Raw genomic sequence first — 15,233 nt, forward strand, 5'->3', positions numbered from 1 at the left:
AACGGGCCTGGTGGCGGTCCTGACAGCCCGCCTGATAACGGTCCCGGCACGAGTCCGGGGCCGGAGGATGGGGAAGAAGCCGGGGGGTAGGGATGTTTGCAGCCCTGAGTGAACACGTCCCCGCTCCCCGCACGGCCGGTGCCCGAGGCGGTACGGTGGGGCGAGAAGGATGCGGTTACGCGGTCCGAGGAGGGAGCCACCGATGATCCTGCTCCGTCGCCTGCTTGGTGACGTGCTGCGTCGGCAGCGCCAGCGCCAGGGCCGCACCCTGCGTGAGGTCTCCTCATCCGCCCGGGTCTCGCTCGGTTACCTCTCCGAGGTCGAGCGCGGGCAGAAGGAAGCGTCCTCCGAACTGCTCTCGGCGATCTGCGACGCCTTGGACGTGCCGATGTCCGAGGTGATGCGCGAGGTCAGCGACGACCTGTCGCTCGCCGAACTGGCGCAGTCGGCGGCCGACGAGACCACTGCCGCGCCGATGCGGCCCGTGCTGGGCGCGGTCACGTCCGTCACTTCCGTCACTGCCGTGCCGTCCGCCCCGGACGAACGGATCACCATCAAGGCGCCCAAGAAGTCCGCGGAGGCCGTGGACGTCGTGGCGGCCTGAGCGTCACGCTGCTCGATCGCTTGTGCCGCGTGCCGCGGCAGGCCCCGCCCGGGAGTTCCCGGAGCGGGGCCTTTTCGTTGTCCCGCCATCGACCGCCGTCGGCGGGCCGGTCACCCGCTCGCCGTCTTCGGGTCACCTTGCCGCTGTCGGCCGGCCGGCGCTCTTTCGCCTGTTCGTTGCCCGTCTTTTGCCATGTGTACCGAGGCGGTGCAGGGTAGGCGAAGGAGGTCAGCAAGGGATCAACAAGACCCGAAGGCGTCGATCCGCGAGGAGAGCAGCGCATGTCTGTTGTGAAGAGCCCCCTTCCGGAGCAGGCCCGCACGATCGTGGGGGAGGCGCTGCAAGGCGCCCTCGTGGACCTGCTGGACCTGTCCCTGGTCGCCAAGCAGGTCCACTGGAACGTCATCGGACCGCGCTTCCGCTCCATCCACCTCCAGCTCGACGAGGTGGTGGACACCGCCCGGCTCGCCTCCGACACCGTCGCCGAGCGCGCCTCGGCCATCGGCATCACCCCGGACGGCCGCGCCGGCACTGTCGCCAAGACCAGCGGGCTGGACACCGTCACCGACGGCTGGGTCAAGGACGGCGAGGTCGTGGACATCATGGTGGCCGCGCTCGACGCCTGCATCACCCGGATGCGTGAACGGATCTCGGCCACCGACGAGCCGGACCCCGTCACCCAGGACCTCCTCATCGGGATCACCGCGGACCTGGAGAAGTTCCACTGGATGTTCCAGGCCGAGAACGTCTGAGGCGCCGGTGCGCGCCCCTCAGGCAGCACTGCCGCGGGCCCCGGCGCCCGCCCGCCGCGCGATACGGGCCCTCCTCGGCAACCCGCTCCGCACGCTCCTCGCCCTGATGGGCGGGGTGCTGTGGTGGTGGGCGGCGCTGCGGCACGGCCTGCACGGTCTGCGCGGCGGGGCCGCCGGGCGCTGGGAGGGCGCGCTCCTCGCGGGCTGGAGCCTCGGCTTGGTCCCCGTCCACGCGGTCGCTGCGCGGCATCGGGCGGCCGGGGCGGCCGGGTCGGCGCGGCTGCCCGGTACGGGCGGCACGGGCGGTACGGGCGCTCAGCCGCCGATGCCGGCGGTCCCGCCTGTACTGCCGGAGCCGCCCCCGATGCCGGGACCCTCACCTGAGTCCGAGGAGGGCACCGGGCCCCGCTGACACCTCGGGCACCAGTACGCCACCCTGCTCTGCTCCGCCGGTCCGTGCCGCGCCGACCGCACCGGGGTGCCGCAGCGTAGGCACGGCTGGTGCTCGCGCCCGTAGACCCAGTGCGTACGGCCACGCCGGGTGTCGCCGGTCGTCACATGGCCGGGGCGCTCCTTGTTAGCCGCCAGCAGCCGCCGGGCGAGGACCACGAGTTTCTCTGGCGCCGCGATCTGCCCGAACGGCGTCCAAGGCGTCACGCCCCGCAGGAAGCACAGCTCCGAGACGTACACATTGCCGACCCCGGCGAGGTTGCGTTGGTCCAGCAGCGCCTCGCCGACCGGGCGCTCGGGCCTCGCCGACAGCTTGGCCAGCGCTTTCGCGGCGTCCCAGTCCGGGCCCAGCAGGTCGGGCCCGAGGTGGCCCACCACGGTGTGCTCCTCGGCGGTCGGCAGCAGCTCCAGCACCGGCAGCCGGTATCCCACGGCTGTCCGGCCAGGCACCTCCAGCACCGCCCGCACCTGGTGCTCGGGGCCGCCCCGGCGCCGCTCGCCCGGACCGTACAGGTGCCACGAGCCGTCCATCTGCAGATGGCTGTGGAGCGTCACCCCACCCTCCGCGCGCAGCATCAGGTGCTTGCCGCGCGGCACCACCTCCAGCACCTGCCGCCCCGCGAGGTCCACCGTGGCCAGCTTGGGCACCCGCAGGTCGGAACGCACCAGCTGCTGCCCCGCGAGCGCCGCGTGCAGCCGGTGTGCGGTCAGCCAGACCGTGTCTCCCTCAGGCACCCGTCCATGATGGCGCGCCGCGTGGTGGAACGGAGGGTGGGGCCTTCGGTGCGGGCTGGAGCTTTATCCCGTGCTGTCGGCGAGGTGTCTCTCCCTTTGTGAGGCCACGGGGAGCGCTGGGGGCGTTGGAGGCGCCTTCGCGGCCCGGGCTCAGGAGGAGGCCGCGCACCGGGCGGCCCCGGGCGGGGTATCCCTCCCTGCCGGAGCGAGCGGCCTCGCCCGCCCCTGAGGGCGAGCGCCAAGCGGTTCACTCGTAACCGGGACAGGCGGACGAGGCGCCCGCCCCTCAGGGGAACGCCAGGACTGGCCGGGCAGGCGCTTCTGCTGCGTCGGGCCCGGAGGGCGTTTTCCGCGAAGTCGCCTCTGGTCGTCGACGTCTGGCACTCCCCCCCCGCACCCAACGGGGCGCCCTCACCGTGCTGTCTTGTCTCGAGCTCCTCCGATCAGGTCCACGACGGGGACGACTCTCCGCCCTACGAGCCGGGGGACCCCGCCGGCGCAAGGGCCACCAGATGCCGACCTCGCTCTGCGCGCCAACGACGCGACTTCGCGGACCCGCCTCAGCGGGAGTCGCGCAGGCGCAGGCCGCGGGGAGTGGCGTGGAAGCCGGCTGCCTCCAGGGCGCGGCCCAGCGGTGAGGCCAGGGCGGGCTCGCCGTTGGCGCGCTCGACGGTGAGCCGGCCCAATGCGCCTTCCCGGACCGCGAGCGCCAGGGCGTCGGCCGCCGCCTGCACACGTATCTCGTCCAGCGGCCAGGCCAGCAGCGTCTTGCCGCCGCGCTCGACGTACAGGGCCAGCTCCCCGTCGGTGAGGACGACCAGCGCGCCGGCCTTGCGCCCCGGCTTGTGGGACACCCCCGCGGGCTGCTCCGGCCAGGGCAGGGCGGCGCCGTACGGGTTGGCGGGGTCGGCGGCGGCCAGCACGACCGTGCGCGAGCTGCGCCCGTGCTCCTCTTCGCCTGCCCGCTCGCGGGCGGTGTTCAGCGCCCGCAGCCGGTCCACGGCGCCGTCCATCGCGAACTGCGCGGCGCCGAGTCCCTCCACCACATAGCCCCGCCGGGCCTGCCCGGTCTCCTCGAACGCCGACAGCACCCGGTAGGCCGCCGAGAAGCCCCCGGCCACGCCCTCCGCGGCGACCGCGCCCCTGGTGACCACCCCGTGCCGGTCCAGCAGAGCGTGGGTGAGGGCGTGCGCTCGCAGTGTCGGGTCGGCCTCCGCGATGGGAACCAGCGACCAGCGGCCCGCAACCGTCGGCGGGCCCGTCCGGGAGGCGGTGGGTCGGGCACCGCGCATCGCGAGCGAACTGTAGCGGCCGCGAGGTACGGACCGAGGTGCCCGGTGGGCGGTGGAGCCCGCGGTGCGGCCGGAGCCGAGCAGCGAACGCAGCGGTGCCAGCGTGTCGTTGGTGAGGCGGCCGGACCACGCCAGGTCCCACACGACATCGGCGAGTTGGGCGTCCGACGTCTCCAGGCCCGCCGCGCGCACCTGCTCGGCGATCTGCCGGAAGAACAGGCCGTAGCCGCCGGACAGGGCCGCTAGGACGGCCTCGTGCAGCGGCGTCTGCTCCAGCGGCTGCGGGGCCGGGAGCAGCAGCGGAGCGCTGTCGGCCAGGTAGAGCGACACCCAGCCGTCCTTGCCGGGCAGCGCGCCCGCCCCCGCCCACAGCACCTCGCCCGAAGCGGTCAACTCGTCGAGCATCGCAGGGGTGTACCCGGCGACCCTCGACGGAAGCACCAGCTTCTCCAGGGCCGAGGCCGGCACCGCCGCGCCCTGCAACTGCTCCACCGCCCGGGCCAGCCCGTCCATCCCGCGCAGGGAGTGGGTGCCCACGTGCTGCCACTGCGGCAGGAACACCCCGAGCGTCGCGGGCGGCACCGGCTCCAACTCCTCCCGGAGGGCCGCCAGCGACCTGCGCCGCAACCGGCGCAGCACCGTCGCGTCGCACCACTCCTGCCCGGCCCCGCCCGGCCGGAACTCGCCCTGCGCCAGCCGCCCGGCCGCCGCCAGCCGGTGCAGCGTGCCGTCGGCAACCGCGGCGCCCAGGCCGAACCGGGCCGCCGCCTCCCCGGTCGTGAACGGGCCGTGCGTGCGCGCGTAGCGGGCGAGCAGGTCGCCCAGCGGATCCTTGACCGGCTCGGTGAACGCCACCGGCACACCCACCGGGAGCGCGGTGCCCAAGGCGTCCCTGAGCCGCCCCGCGTCCTCCACCGCCGCCCAGTGCTCCTCGCCGGCGATCCGCACCCTGATCGCGCGCCGGGCGGCCTCCAACTCCTGCGGCCAGGCCGGCTCCGCACCCCGCAGCGCCAGCTCCGTGCCGGTCAGCGGGCCCAGCACCCGCAGCAGGTCCGCCACGCCCTCGGCGTCCTTGACCCGGCGGTCCTCGGTGAGCCACTGCAACTCGCTGTCCAGGTCGGCCAGTACGTCCGGGTCCAGCAGCTCGCGCAGCTCCGCCTGGCCGAGCAGCTCCGCCAGCAGCCGCGAGTCCAACGACAGCGCCGCCGCCCGGCGTTCGGCCAGCGGGGAGTCGCCCTCGTAGAGGAACTGCGCCACGTACCCGAAGAGCAGGGACCGCGCGAACGGCGACGGCTCCTGCGTCGTCACCTCCACCAGCCGCACCCGGCGTGCCTCGATGTCGCCCATCAGGTCCACCAGGCCGGGCACGTCGAAGACGTCCTGCAGGCACTCGCGCACCGCCTCCAGCACGATCGGGAAGGAGCCGAACTCCGAGGCCACCTGCAGCAGTTGCGAAGCGCGCTGGCGCTGCTGCCACAGCGGGGTGCGCCGGCCGGGGCTGCGCCGCGGCAGCAGCAGGGCCCGGGCGGCGCACTCGCGGAACCGCGAGGCGAACAGCGCCGAGCCGCCCACCTGGTCGGTGACCAGCTGCTCCACCTCGCCCTTGTCGAAGGCGACGTCCCCCGCTCCCACCGGTGACTGCTCCGGGTCGAACTCGGCGCCGCGCTGCCCCGGATCGGTGTCCAGCAGGTCAAGGCCCATCAGATCCGCGTCGGGCAGCCGCAGCACGATTCCGTCGTCCGCGTGCATCGCCTGGGCGTCCAGCCCGTACCGCTCCTGGAGCCGGGCGCCGAGCGCGAGCGCCCAGGGGGCGTGCACCTGCGCCCCGAAGGGGGAGTGGATGATCACCCGCCAGTCGCCCAGCTCGTCGCGGAACCGCTCCACCACGATCGTGCGGTCGTCGGGCACATGGCCGCACGCCTGGCGCTGCTCGGCGAGGTACGCCAGCACGTTGTCCGCAGCCCAGGTGTCCAGGCCCGCGTCCGACAGCCGCTGCCGGGCCTGCTCGGGGGCGAGCGCGCCCACCTCCCGCAGCCAGCGGCCGAGCGCGCGGCCCAGCTCCAGCGGCCGGCCGAGCTGGTCGCCCTTCCAGAACGGCAGCCGTCCGGGCACCCCCGGCGCCGGCGAGACCAGCACCCGGTCGCGGGTGATGTCCTCGATCCGCCAGGACGTCGTGCCCAGGGTGAAGACGTCGCCGACCCTCGACTCGTACACCATCTCCTCGTCCAGCTCCCCGACCCGGCCGCCGCCCTTCTTCGGGTCCGCGCCGGCCAGGAACACCCCGAACAGGCCACGGTCCGGGATGGTGCCGCCGGAGGTGACGGCGAGCCGCTGGGCCCCTGGGCGCCCGGTGAGGGTGTTCGCCACCCGGTCCCACACCAGGCGCGGGCGCAGCTCGGCGAAGGCGTCCGAGGGGTAGCGGCCGGCCAGCATGTCCAGCACCGCGACGTACGCCGAGTGCGGCAGCGACGCGAAGGGCGCGGCGCGGCGCACCACGGCCAGCAGCTCGTCCACGTCCCAGGTGTCCATCGACGTCATGGCGACGATCTGCTGGGCCAGGACATCCAGCGGGTTCGCCGGCACCCGCAGCGCCTCGATGGCGCCCTCGCGCATCCGCTCGGTGACCACGGCGGACTGCACCAGGTCGCCCCGGTACTTCGGGAAGACGACGCCCGTGGACACCGCGCCCACCTGGTGCCCGGCCCTGCCGACCCGCTGGAGGCCCGAGGCCACCGAGGGCGGCGACTCGACCTGGACCACCAGGTCCACCGCGCCCATGTCGATGCCCAGCTCCAGGCTGGAGGTGGCCACCACCGCGGGCAGCCGGCCGGCCTTCAGGTCCTCCTCCACCAGAGCGCGCTGCTCCTTGGAGACCGACCCGTGGTGCGCGCGGGCCAGCACCGGTGGCGCCCCCTTGGCGGCTCCGGACTGCGCCATGACCTGGGCGGGGGAGTGCGCCTCGGGCAGCGCCTCGCCCTCGGCCCGCTCCTGGCCGATCTCGTTGAGCCGGTTGCACAGTCGCTCGGCCAGGCGCCTGGAGTTGGCGAAGACGATCGTCGAGCTGTGCGCCTGCACCAGGTCGGCGATCCGCTCCTCCACGTGCGGCCAGATCGACGGCCGCTGCGAAGGCCCGGCCGCGGGGCCGCTGTGCTCGGCGGCGTCCGTCACCGGCGAGCCGCCCAGCTCCCCGAGATCCTCCACCGGCACCACCACCGACAGGTCGAAGCGCTTGGCGGACGGCGGCTGCACGATCGCCACCTTGCGGTGCGGGGAGAGGAACCTCGCCACCTCGTCGACCGGCCGGACCGTGGCGGACAGGCCGATCCGGCGGGCCGGCCGGTCCAGCAGCCGGTCCAGCCGCTCCAGGGACAGCGCCAGATGGGCGCCGCGCTTGGTGCCCGCGACCGCGTGCACCTCGTCCAGGATCACTGTCTCCACCCCGCTCAGCGCCTCGCGCGCGGCAGAAGTGAGCATGAGGAAGAGCGATTCCGGAGTGGTGATCATGATGTCCGGCGGGCGCGTGGCGAACGAGCGGCGCTCGGCCGCGGGGGTGTCCCCGGAGCGGATGCCGACCCGCACCTCGGGTTCGGGCAGGCCCAGCCGCACGGATTCCTGGCGGAGCCCCGCCAGGGGGCTGCGCAGGTTGCGCTCCACGTCCACCGCCAGGGCCTTCAGCGGCGACACGTACAGCACCCGGCAGCGGCGCCGCGGCTCGGCGGGCGGCGGGACGGACGCCAGCCGGTCCAGCGCCGCGAGGAAGGCGGCCAGCGTCTTGCCCGAGCCGGTCGGCGCCACCACGAGCACGTCGGACTCCTCCGCGATGGCCGACCAGGCCCCTGCCTGGGCCGCGGTGGGCTCGCGGAACGCCCCGGTGAACCACGCACGCGTGGCCGGGGAGAACGCGTCGAGACTGCTGTGACCGGACTTCTTGGACATGGCCCCATCCTGCCTCGCCGCACCGACACCGCGCCGATCCGAGCGCCGCAACCTGTGGACAACTTGTGGCGCGCACACGCCACAACTGCTCCATGACCACTCGTGAGCAGGCACGATTCTGGGAACACCCGGGCCTGCCCGGGGTCGATCTCCTGCGTGCCCGCTATGTCCGGCATACCTTTTCGTGGCATGTTCACGACGAGTACGTGGTCGCCGCGGTCACGTCCGGGGTCGAGGCCATGGGCCTGCCGAGCGGATCCGAGCGGGCCGGCGCGGGCAGCGTGGTCCTGATCAACCCCGGGGCCCCGCACACAGCCTATGCCGGGGCCGAGGAGGGCTGGAGCTACCGGGTCCTCTACCCCTCGCCGGCCGTCGTCTCCGCCGTCGCGGCCGAGGTCTCGGCGCTGCGCGGCACTCCGGCTTTCACGAGGACCGTGCTGGAGGACCCCGCCGCGGTCCGGCTGATCACCGACGTCCACCGCGCCGCCGAGCAGGACAACACGCTGGCCGCGGACACCCTGCTGCGGCTGGTCCTGGCCCGCCCGCCGGCTCGGCGCGGCGGGCCCGCCGCGCGCAGCGGCGCCGCCCCGGACGCGGGCCCTCGACGCCGCCGCCCGCGCCCGCGACCTGCTCGCCGCCCGGATGACGGCGTTCCCCGGACTCGCAGAGCTCGCCGCGGCGACGGGCAGCCGGCCGTTCGCACTCCTGCGCGCCTTCAAACGGGCCTACGGGCTGCCCCCGCACGCCTGGCTCACCGGTGAGCGCGTCCGCACCGCCCGTACGCTGCTCGACGCCGGCACGGCGCCGGCCGACGCCGCGGCGGCGGTCGGGTTCGCGGACCAGTCGCACCTCAGCCGCCATTTCAGCCGCATCCTCGGGGTGTCGCCCGGGGCCTACCAGCGGGAGCGCAGAAAGGCGCGAACGGTCTGACAGCGCGGGGAGCGCCGGCGAGTGAGCGGCCCTGCAAGAACGTACAAGAACCTCCTGCACCGGCCTTCATAGCCTGGAGCGCGTGAACGCACCGCCCATAACCCGTGTGGAGACCGCCCCGCCGCCCCGGAACGCCGTCGTACGTGATGCCCTGGGCGTGGGCGTCGCCGTAGGGCTGTCCGGCTTCGCCTTCGGAGTGACCTCCGCAGGAGCGGGGCTGACGCTCCTGCAGTCCTGCGCCCTGTCCCTGCTCGTCTTCACCGGGGCGTCCCAGTTCGCCCTGGTGGGTGCGCTCGGAGCGGGCGGGTCGGCCTTCGCCGCAGCCGCAGGCGCCTTCTTCCTCGGCACCCGGAACGCCTTCTACGGACTGCGCCTTTCCGGACTGCTGCGACTGCCTCGGGCGGTGCGGCCACTGGCCGCCCAGTGGGTCATCGACGAGACCTCCGCGGTCGCCCTCGCCCAGCGCGGCACCGCGGCCGCCAGGCTCGGTTTCACTGTCACCGGCGCCAGCCTCTATACGCTGTGGAACCTCACCACTCTGCTCGGCGCCCTGGGCGCCTCCGCTCTCGGCGACCCGGACAGCTGGGGCCTGGACGCGGCCGGCCCCGCCGTCTTCCTCGCCCTGCTGGCACCCATGGTGAAGGGGCGCGCCGAGCGTGCCGTCGCCGCAGTGGCCGTGCTGCTCGCCCTCTTCTGCCTGCCCGTGCTCCCTGCGGGAGTCCCGGTGCTGGTGGCGGCACTGGCCGCGCCCCTGGTCCTGGGTGCTCGGGCCCTGCGGCGCACGGGGCCGGACGGGCAGTCGCACGGCGAGGTGTCCGGTACGGCGGACGGAGCGGACCGATGAGCGCGGGCGGTGGTGCCTGGACCGCCATCGCCATGACCGCGGCCGGCTGCTACGCGGTGAAGCTGATCGGGCTGTCGGTGCCCGCCGGACTGCTGGAGCGGCCGCTGGTCAAGCGGCTGGCCGCGCTGCTGCCGATCGCGCTGCTCGCCGCACTCACCGCCCTGCAGACCTTCGGCACCGACCGGCTCCACCTGGTGGTCGACGCGAGGTCCGCCGGGCTCGCCGCAGCCGCGCTCGCGCTCCTGCTTCGGGCGCCCTTCCTCGTGGTCGTGGCTGCCGCGGTGCTGGTGACCGCCGCGGTGCGTGCGATGTGAAGCGCCGCCGGCCGGCGGGCTCCCGCTGACAGGAGCGCGAGTAAGGGCCGCCCTCCGGGCGGGTGCGGCTTACCGCCCGGAGGCGAGCAATACTGGCACCCATGCGGTTGACCATTTTCTGGGAGCGGATGCGCGCCCACTTCGGCGAGACCTACGCCGACTCCTTCGCACGCGACCACGTCATGTCCGAGCTCGGCGGCCGCACCGTCCTGCAGGCGCTTGACGACGGGTGGGAGGCCAAGGACGTCTGGCGGGCCGTCTGCGCCGCGATGGATGTTCCCCAGTCCCGCCGCTGACTCCTCGTATCACCCCTGCACGCGCCCCTGAGCTGCGCGGATGACCTGACGTCAGGACTTGGCGGCCGGATCGTCACAGACTTGCCCTGTGGCAGGCAGCGACGGGACTCCGGAGCCGGATGACGGCGCGTCGGCCGCCGGGGCGAGCCCGCCGCGCCCCCGGATGCCGCGCTGGCTGCCCCGCGCGTTCGCCGTGGCCCTCTCGCTCTTCGCCCTCTACCAGTTCGCGCACTGGGTGTTCGACCGGCTCGTCGGCCTCCTGGTCAACGTGCTGGTCTCCTTCTTCTGCGCGCTCGCCATCGAGCCCGCCGTCGACTGGATGGCCCGGCGCCACGTCCGGCGGGGTCTTGCCACCGCGCTCGTGATGCTGGTGGTGTTCGCTGCCGCCGGACTGTTCCTGCTCGCCCTCGGCTCCCTGCTGGTGGACCAGATCAGGACCATCGTGCACAACCTCCCGCAGTACGTGGACGACGTGGTCGCCTGGGTCAACCGCACCTTCCACACCAAGCTGGACACCGGCAGGCTCCGCGACAGGTTCGTGCACTCCGACTGGGTCCGCACCTACCTGGCGCAGGGCGCCACCAGCGTGTGGGGGATCTCCGCCACGGTCCTCGGCACGCTCTTCCAGCTCTTCACGGTGCTGCTGTTCACCTACTACCTGGCCGCCGACGGGCCGAGGCTGCGCAGGACCCTGTGCTCGATGCTGCCGCCGGCCCGTCAGGCCGAGGTGCTGCGGGCCTGGGACATCGCCGTCGCCAAGACCGGCGGGTACCTGTACTCACGGGCCCTGATGGCCCTGGTCTCCGGCGTGGCGCACTACATCCTGCTGCAGGTGCTCGGCGTGCCCTACGCGCCCGCCCTCGGCGTGTGGGTCGGACTGGTCTCGCAGTTCATCCCCACCGTCGGCACCTACCTGGCCGGCGCGCTGCCGATCCTCATCGCCTTCGCCGAGGACCCGTGGGACGCGCTGTGGGTGCTGTGCTTCGTCGTGGTCTACCAGCAGTTCGAGAACTACCTGCTGCAGCCGCGGATCACGGCGCGGACCGTCGACATCCACCCCGCCGTGGCCTTCGGCTCGGTGATCGCCGGGACCGCCCTGCTCGGCGCGGTCGGGGCGCTGATCGCGATCCCGGCGACCGCGACCCTGCAGGGCTTCTTCTCCGCGTACGTGCGGCGCTACGAGGTCGTGGGGTCCGCCGAGCCGGAGGAGTGAGCGGTGGGCGAGTCGCTTGACACGGAATTCGAACATCCATTCTCATGGGTCTGCCGGGCGGATCGCGCCGCGGCGGCACCGGGTGGTTCCGGTGGCCGCGAACGGAGTTATCCACAGGTCCGGGGCGACGTCCGGGCGCATTGTCAGTGGCAGGCGCTAGCGTCGTGGACGTGAAGCGATCGAACCAGACATCCCGGGTGGAACCCATGGCAGCAAACGACCGCGAGAAGGCGCTCGACGCCGCGCTCGCACAGATTGAACGGCAGTTCGGCAAAGGCGCTGTCATGCGGCTCGGCGACCGGCCCAACGAGCCCATCGAGGTGATCTCCACCGGCTCGACGGCGCTGGACGTGGCGCTCGGCGTGGGCGGGCTGCCCCGCGGCCGCGTCGTGGAGGTGTACGGCCCGGAGTCCTCCGGCAAGACGACCCTCACCCTGCACGCGGTGGCCAACGCCCAGCGGGCCGGCGGCACCGTGGCGTTCGTGGACGCCGAGCACGCCCTCGACCCCGACTACGCCAAGGCGCTGGGCGTCGACACCGACAACCTGATCCTGTCCCAGCCGGACACCGGCGAGCAGGCTCTGGAGATCGTGGACATGCTGGTCCGCTCCGGTGCACTCGACCTCATCGTGATCGACTCCGTGGCAGCCCTCGTGCCGCGGGCGGAGATCGAGGGCGAGATGGGCGACTCGCACGTGGGCCTGCAGGCCCGCCTGATGAGCCAGGCGCTGCGGAAGATCACCAGCGCGCTCAACCAGTCGAAGACCACCGCCATCTTCATCAACCAGCTCCGCGAGAAGATCGGCGTGATGTTCGGCTCCCCGGAGACCACGACCGGTGGCCGCGCGCTGAAGTTCTACGCCTCCGTCCGCCTCGACATCCGGCGGATCGAGACGCTGAAGGACGGCACCGACGCGGTCGGCAACCGCACGCGCGTGAAGGTGGTCAAGAACAAGGTCGCGCCGCCCTTCAAGCAGGCCGAGTTCGACATCCTCTACGGCCAGGGCATCAGCCGCGAGGGCGGCCTGATCGACATGGGTGTGGAGCACGGCTTCGTCCGCAAGTCCGGTGCCTGGTACACCTACGAGGGCGACCAGCTCGGTCAGGGCAAGGAGAACGTCCGCAACTTCCTGAAGGACAACCCGGACCTCGCCGACGAGATCGAGAAGCGCATCAAGGAGAAGCTCGGCGTCGGCGTGCCGAAGACCGAGACTCCGGCCGCGCAGCCGGGCGCGGACGCGGCAGGTGCGGCCGACCCGGCCGCCGCGGCCAAGGCCGAGCCCGCCAAGGCCGAGGTCCCCGCCCCGAAGAAGGCGACCAAGGCCACCGCCGCCAAGGGCTGACGCCGTGGAGCGCAACCCCCGCAGACGCGGCGGTTCTTCCGAGTCGAGGGCCTCGCAAGAGCCGCCGCTCGAGCCCGAGGAGCAGGCGCGGGCACTGTGCCTGCGCCTGCTCACCGGGACACCCCGCACCCGCAAGCAACTCGCCGACGCCATGCGGAAGCGGGAGATCCCCGACGAGGTCGCCGAGCACGTCCTGGAGCGCTTTGAGGACGTCGGCCTCATCGACGACCAGGCGTTCGCCAACGCCTGGGTCGAGTCGCGGCACCGCGGCCGCGGCCTGGCACGCAGCGCCCTCGCCCGTGAGCTGCGCACCAGGGGAGTGGACGCGGAACTGGTGAGCGAGGCCGTCGGGCTGCTCGACCACGAGCAGGAGGAGCAGCGGGCCCGCGAACTGGTGCTGCGCCGGCTGCCCGGCACCCGCGGGCTCGACCGCGACAAGCGGGTGCGGCGCCTTGCGGGCATGCTCGCCCGCAAGGGATACCCGGAGGGCCTGGCCCTGCGGGTGGTTCGCGACGCCCTCGCGGAAGAGGGCACCGATGAAGGAGAGGAGGAGCCGTGGGTATGGGAGCACGAATAGTGGAGCCGCACCCTGCGGCCCTCCGCGCCGACGGCGATGCCCGCAGAGGCGTCGACGCGGCTGACGGGTGGTTGGCCGGCCGGCGCGGTGCGGGCGCGGCGGCGGTTGCCGGCGGCTAACCGGTACGCCCACTGACCTGATGGCCGGGGGAGCCCTTCGCGCGCTCGTCCGCGCCGTCGGCAGCGACCGCCTCATCGGCCGCCCCGGAAGGGCCCGGCACACCCTCACCCCCCGCTCCACCGCCGAGTGCGGCGGCGGGCGGACCGCCACGGGCACGGTCGGCGTAGGAGTACAGCTCGGCGGGCCGGCAGCCCATCATGGCGGCCACCAAGTGCCCGTCCGGCCGGATGAGCAGGACCGTGTGCGCGGTGGCGCCCGGATACGCCTCGGCCACCAGCAGCTCCGCGCGGGTCGGCAGGGCCTTCACGGCCGAGGCGAGGCGCGGCATCAGACCCGCCCTCAGCCAGTGCCGGGAGTCCCAGACGCCGGTGCCCGGCGCGATCAGGAGGATGACCAGGCCACGGCCGAGCCGTTCGCTGAGGCGCCCCACGGTGCCGTCCAGGGCCGTGACGGCAACATCGCTGACGACCCCGCCCGGTGGCGTGGCGCAGGCAGCGGCGGGGCTCGGAGCGGCCGCCTTGCCGCCGCGCTGGGCGGGGACGGCGAGCGGCGAGCGGGCGTAGATCGAGGTGGCGGCCTCGTTACGGCCGAGGTGGCTGTCCGTCAGCAGTTCGGCCTGGTCCCGGGTCGAGCCGGACAGCAGGGTGTGCCGGACGGCCTGCCAGGCGCCGCTCGCCCGCAGCAGCGGCAGGACCTGGTCGGTGGCGCGCAGCCGGGTGCCGACGGCGCCCCTGCGCTCGATCTCGTAGCTGTCGAGGAGGATGTCGGAGGCGCCGTCGTGGAAGGCCAAGGCCAGTTTCCAGGAGAGGTTCTCGGCGTCGCGCAGCCCCTCCTCGATGCTCTGGGCCCCGAGGGCGCCCATCAGGTGGGCGGCGTCACCGGCGAGGAAGGCCCGCCCCACCCGCCAGCTGCGAGCGAGCCGCTGGTGCACGGGGTAGTCCGCCGAGCCCAGCAGTTCGTAGGGCACCACCTGGCCGCACCAGGCGGTGAGGGCCGCGCGGACGCGTTCGACGAGGGCGTCGGAGGTGAGCCGGCGGCCCTGGATCGGCAACTGCCAGTCCAGCCGCCAGACCCCGGCGGGCAGCGGGCGGGCGGTGATCTCCTGCCCCATCGGGGCGCCCGGCGGGTCGCGGTGCAGCAGTGCCACGCCGGGTTCGGGCAGTTGCGCCTTGACCGCGGCGACCGCGTGCCGGTCGACGGCCGTGCGGCCGGGGAACCGTACGCCGAGCAGCTTGCGCACGGTGGAGCGCGGGCCGTCGCAGCCCACCAGGAAGCTGCCCCGCCACCAGGTCTCCTGGGCGCCCTGGGTGTGCACGGTGACGCCGCGGGCGTCCTGCTCCACCACGTCGATCCGGCAGCCGGGCACGATCCGTACGGCGCCGCAGGTCAGCAGCGTGTCCCGCAGACCCTTCTCCAGGAGTTGCTGGTTGACGTGGACCGGCGCCTCCTCCGGGGTGAACTCCAGCCGCAGCACTTCCGCGCGGCGCCGCACCGTACGCCAGCCGGTCCAGGCCGCGCCGTCCTCGCGCAGCCGCCGGTGGCCGAGGCGGTCGAGCAGGGCCACGGCCCGCGGGCCGAGTACGGCGGTCCTGGCCTGCCGCAGGCCCTCCGCGTCGGCGAGGACCTCCGCCTCGTCGATGAGGATGACGGGGACGTCCCTGCGGGCCAGCGCGAGAGCGAGGGTCAGGCCGACAGGACCCGCCCCCGCGACGATCACCGGGTCCACGCAGGAACCCCGGGAAGAGTTGCGGTCACAAAGCGTATGCAACCCACTGCGTCATCCCGCGTCAAGCGACGGTCGCACGTCGGCGCGGTGCGAGGTGGGCA

At 73.7% G+C, this 15,233-nt stretch carries 11 protein-coding genes and 1 pseudogene; 9 read left to right on the forward strand and 3 right to left on the reverse strand.

Annotated features, from left to right (window positions below):
* The first annotated feature begins 202 nt into the window (after positions 1-202).
* Positions 203-604: a helix-turn-helix domain-containing protein gene (locus BLR33_RS24905; RefSeq protein WP_093786840.1), complete on the forward strand. Its 402-nt coding sequence runs from the start codon at positions 203-205 to the stop codon at positions 602-604.
* A gap of 281 nt (positions 605-885) precedes the next feature.
* On the forward strand, positions 886-1,356 hold the full coding sequence (locus BLR33_RS24910) for a Dps family protein (RefSeq protein ID WP_093786841.1): 471 nt from the start codon (positions 886-888) through the stop codon (positions 1,354-1,356).
* Between the two features lie 315 nt (positions 1,357-1,671).
* Here the strand turns inward: BLR33_RS24910 and BLR33_RS24915 are convergent, their stop codons facing one another.
* Entirely contained in the window at positions 1,672-2,541 is an 870-nt protein-coding gene (locus tag BLR33_RS24915) for a DNA-formamidopyrimidine glycosylase family protein (RefSeq protein WP_093786842.1), read from the reverse strand.
* Positions 2,542-3,101: 560 nt separating this feature from the next.
* Positions 3,102-7,769: an ATP-dependent helicase gene (locus BLR33_RS24920; protein WP_093786843.1), complete on the reverse strand. Its 4,668-nt coding sequence runs from the start codon at positions 7,767-7,769 to the stop codon at positions 3,102-3,104.
* A gap of 92 nt (positions 7,770-7,861) precedes the next feature.
* Here BLR33_RS24920 and BLR33_RS24925 point away from each other — a divergent pair.
* The 7 genes and pseudogenes from BLR33_RS24925 (at position 7,862) to recX (ending at position 13,286) form a co-directional block, all read left to right on the forward strand.
* A pseudogene (locus BLR33_RS24925) lies at positions 7,862-8,699 on the forward strand (AraC family transcriptional regulator).
* Between the two features lie 82 nt (positions 8,700-8,781).
* The gene (locus BLR33_RS24930) at positions 8,782-9,543 is read left to right on the forward strand and encodes an AzlC family ABC transporter permease (RefSeq protein ID WP_245771644.1); all 762 of its coding nucleotides are present in this window, start codon (positions 8,782-8,784) and stop codon (positions 9,541-9,543) included.
* Positions 9,540-9,857, forward strand: coding sequence for an AzlD domain-containing protein (locus BLR33_RS24935; RefSeq protein WP_093786845.1), 318 nt, complete (start codon positions 9,540-9,542; stop codon positions 9,855-9,857). Before BLR33_RS24930 ends, BLR33_RS24935 begins: the two co-directional genes overlap by 4 nt.
* Positions 9,858-9,958: 101 nt before the next feature.
* Complete coding sequence (locus tag BLR33_RS24940) at positions 9,959-10,153, forward strand: DUF3046 domain-containing protein (protein WP_093786846.1); 195 nt, start codon at positions 9,959-9,961, stop codon at positions 10,151-10,153.
* Positions 10,154-10,241: 88 nt separating this feature from the next.
* On the forward strand, positions 10,242-11,366 hold the full coding sequence (locus BLR33_RS24945) for an AI-2E family transporter (protein ID WP_245771645.1): 1,125 nt from the start codon (positions 10,242-10,244) through the stop codon (positions 11,364-11,366).
* A 206-nt stretch (positions 11,367-11,572) separates the two neighbouring features.
* Positions 11,573-12,709 (forward strand): recombinase RecA, encoded by a 1,137-nt coding sequence (recA, locus tag BLR33_RS24950; RefSeq protein WP_093786848.1) that lies wholly within the window; start codon positions 11,573-11,575, stop codon positions 12,707-12,709.
* Positions 12,612-13,286, forward strand: a complete 675-nt coding sequence (gene recX / locus BLR33_RS24955) for a recombination regulator RecX (protein ID WP_093786849.1) — start codon at positions 12,612-12,614, stop codon at positions 13,284-13,286. The genes recA and recX overlap by 98 nt, the downstream gene beginning before the upstream one ends.
* Positions 13,287-13,401: 115 nt before the next feature.
* Here the strand turns inward: recX and BLR33_RS24960 are convergent, their stop codons facing one another.
* A complete protein-coding gene (locus BLR33_RS24960; RefSeq protein ID WP_093786850.1) occupies positions 13,402-15,132 on the reverse strand; it encodes an FAD-dependent monooxygenase in 1,731 nt (576 codons plus the stop codon).
* Positions 15,133-15,233 lie beyond the last annotated feature (101 nt).

It is taken from the genome of Actinacidiphila guanduensis (assembly GCF_900103985.1).
GTDB lineage: Bacteria > Actinomycetota > Actinomycetes > Streptomycetales > Streptomycetaceae > Actinacidiphila > Actinacidiphila guanduensis.

What these genes read in the sequence shown, in the direction of transcription:
- BLR33_RS24935 (WP_093786845.1), top strand. Translation starts at nt 9,540, where the DNA reads ATGAGCGCGGGCGGTGGTGCCTGGACCGCCATCGCCATGACCGCGGCC.
- recA (WP_093786848.1), top strand. Translation starts at nt 11,573, where the DNA reads ATGGCAGCAAACGACCGCGAGAAGGCGCTCGACGCCGCGCTCGCACAG.
- BLR33_RS24905 (WP_093786840.1), top strand. Translation starts at nt 203, where the DNA reads ATGATCCTGCTCCGTCGCCTGCTTGGTGACGTGCTGCGTCGGCAGCGC.
- BLR33_RS24910 (WP_093786841.1), top strand. Translation starts at nt 886, where the DNA reads ATGTCTGTTGTGAAGAGCCCCCTTCCGGAGCAGGCCCGCACGATCGTG.
- BLR33_RS24940 (WP_093786846.1), top strand. Translation starts at nt 9,959, where the DNA reads ATGCGGTTGACCATTTTCTGGGAGCGGATGCGCGCCCACTTCGGCGAG.
- BLR33_RS24920 (WP_093786843.1), bottom strand. Translation starts at nt 7,769, where the DNA reads ATGTCCAAGAAGTCCGGTCACAGCAGTCTCGACGCGTTCTCCCCGGCC.